The sequence below is a fragment of the Leisingera sp. F5 genome, from assembly GCF_001593695.1.
Genome location: NZ_LUKH01000379.1, coordinates 1 through 2,642, shown reverse-complemented (window position 1 = coordinate 2,642; position 2,642 = coordinate 1). Strand labels below are relative to the sequence as shown.

Annotated in this window: 2 protein-coding genes and 1 pseudogene; 2 read left to right on the top strand and 1 reads right to left on the bottom strand. The window is 62.9% G+C overall.

The genetic code is table 11. The annotated features are described in order from the left end of the window. Positions 1-411 (top strand): annotated as a pseudogene (locus A2I95_RS30585) (TetR/AcrR family transcriptional regulator); the annotation flags it as partial. 93 nt (positions 412-504) lie between these two features. Here A2I95_RS30585 and speB read toward each other — a convergent pair. Then, a complete protein-coding gene (gene speB / locus A2I95_RS30580; protein ID WP_291735923.1) occupies positions 505-1,470 on the bottom strand; it encodes an agmatinase in 966 nt (321 codons plus the stop codon). Positions 1,471-1,599: 129 nt separating this feature from the next. Between speB and A2I95_RS30575 the strand changes: the two genes are divergently transcribed. Then, entirely contained in the window at positions 1,600-2,493 is an 894-nt protein-coding gene (locus tag A2I95_RS30575) for a LysR family transcriptional regulator (RefSeq protein ID WP_291735921.1), read from the top strand. Positions 2,494-2,642: the final 149 nt, after the last annotated feature.

The window sequence follows — 2,642 nt, the reverse complement described above, 5'->3', positions numbered from 1 at the left end:
ATCCTGACCCATTGCGAATTGCCTGCGGAGAACATCTCCTGGGCAGTCTGCAATTTCTTCCGCTGTTTTGTCGATCCCGATCTGTTTGACGCCAATCTGGACTTTGCGGTGCGAGAATGGTCGCGGCGCGACGGCAAGGTGCGCAACCGGATCGATGCGGCAGATGCGCTGCGGCTGGAGGCGGTCACCGCCATGTTCATGCGCCACGGGTATACACCGTATGAGGCCGACACGCGGGCGCGGATCCTGTATTTCATGCAATGCGGCTATCACGCACTGGAGGTCCGCGAACCGATGCAGGCCCGCACCGCCCGGCTGGAAGGATACCTGCTGGGGTTCACCGGGGCAGAGCCTGATCCGGAAGCGGTCGCAGCCGCCCGGGCCTTTGCCGAGGGCAAGATGGCCCCCTGACCCCGCGGCGCTTGCGGCAATGACAAGAGCGAGGGGCCGGCCCCTCGCGCTCCCCGGGGTATTTCCGACCAGAATGAAGCAGCCCCTGCAACCTTAGCGCCGGTTGTGGAAGATGAAGCCGATGAAATTCAACAACAGCTGTGCGGCCAGAATCTGAGTGCTTTCCGAAGGGTCAAAGGCTGGGGCCACTTCCACCAGGTCGATACCGGCAACATCGCCGCGTTTGCTGAGGCCCTGCAGGATTTCAAGAACGTCGTAATACTGGAAACCGCCATGGCTCGGCGTGCCGGTGCCCGGCGCAATCGACGGGCAGAAGGCGTCGATGTCAATGGTGACGTAATAGCGGGCACCTTCGGGGATGCGCGCCAGCACCGCATCTGTCCCCAGCTTACGCACCTGGCGCACCGACAGAATGTCCGAGCCGCGCGCCCGTGCGTCGCTATACCCTTCGCGGGCGGTGGAGGACACATTGCGAATGCCCAGCTGGGTCATGCCGCTGACATAGTCCTGCTCGATCGCGCGGCGCATCGGGTTGCCGTGCCCGTCCCTAACCCCATGGCGTTCATCAACAAAATCCAGGTGCGCGTCGATCTGCACCACATGGATCGGGCCGTTTCCGGCGCAGTCTCCGGCAAAGGCGCGGATGCAAGGGATGTTGATCGAATGATCGCCGCCGATCGTGACGGGCAAGGCGCCAGCCGCCAGGATCTTCTTCACGCCGTATTCGATATTGGCGTGGCTTTCCTCAGTCTTGGTGTGGATGATGTCAGCATCGCCCAGATCGACAATCCGCACATCTTCGCCCAGATAGGTGGCGTCATCTTCGTGGTCGTAAGCGCCGGCATGGCCGAAGCTGAACAGCGTCGAGGCCTCGCGCACGGCACGCGGGCCGAAACGCGCGCCCGGGCGGAACTGGCAGCCGGAATCAAACGGCGCGCCAAGGATGGCGACGTCGGCGTTTATGCTGTCCCAATCCTCGACATAGGGTTTCTTGCCGAAGGTGGCGATGCCGACAAAGGGCAGGTTCAGGCGGCCGGCTTCGTAACCGTGTCCAGACATATGTGTCTCCATTTGCGGGTCCGGCGGCAGCTCAGCACAGAACACTGTATGAAAAAATATTATACTGTTTATCTTTACATGAAAGATTATCATGCAATGCCTGCAGGACCGCCGGGGAGGAACAGGCACGTGAAACTGCTGCGCAACACGCTGCTGGAAACTTTTGTCACCGTGACCGACTGCGGCGGGTTCTCCGATGCGCAATATGCGTTGGGGATCACCCAATCCGCCATCAGCATCCGCATCCGCGATCTGGAAACCGCGCTCGGCTACCGGGTGTGCGAGCGCGGCCGCGGCGGGTTCCGGCTGACGGAACGCGGCGCCATCGCCTATCAGAAGGCCCGCAGCATCCTGCGCAGCGCCCGCGATTTCGACGCCGAACTGCTGGAGCTGCGCGATGCGGTCACCGGCGATCTGCGCATCGGCGTGGTCGATGCCGTGAGCAGCCTGCCCGGGCTTAATCTGGCCCAGGCCCTGCGACGTTTTCTGGCCCGCCCGAACGAGGTGCGGCTGGAAATCGTTGTCGCCTCTCCCGCCGGTTTGACCCAGCAGCTGATCTCAGGCGCGCTGAATCTGGCCATTGCGCCCTTTCGCAACCAGGTCACGGACCTGTCCTATGAGCCGCTGTGCCGCGAAGAGCACCGGCTTTATTGCGGCCGGGACCACCCTTTGTTCACTGCGCCGCATGCGTTGATCAACCCGCAGGAGATCGCCAGGTATCCGCACTGCCAGCGCTCTTATGACAGGCTTGTCTCTCCCGGGCTTGGCCGCCCGGATCCAACTGCTGTGGTCGCCAATATGGAAGCGATGGCAATGCTGATCGAGACCGGGCAGTATCTGGGCCCGCTGCCGGTGCATTTCGCGGAAAGCCGGGTCAAGGCGGGCCGGTTCCGGGAGCTGGCGCACCCGCAGTTGCGCTGGCAGTCCGCCTTTTCGCTTGCTGTCCGGCGCAGTCAGGTCCAGCGGCGCGCGGTGGAACTGTTTGGCCAGGATATCCGCGACGCCTGCAGCGCTGCCGCATAAGGCCCGGGACGCCGCACCGAAGGCTGGACAAGTTTCCCCCCATTGCCGCAGTATCCCGGAACAAAGCCACGCCAGGCTTGCCGGCCTGTCCTGCTGACGCGTGGCTCCTGAGGTTGTGATCATCCCGTGAATGCAATGCCCCGTACAAA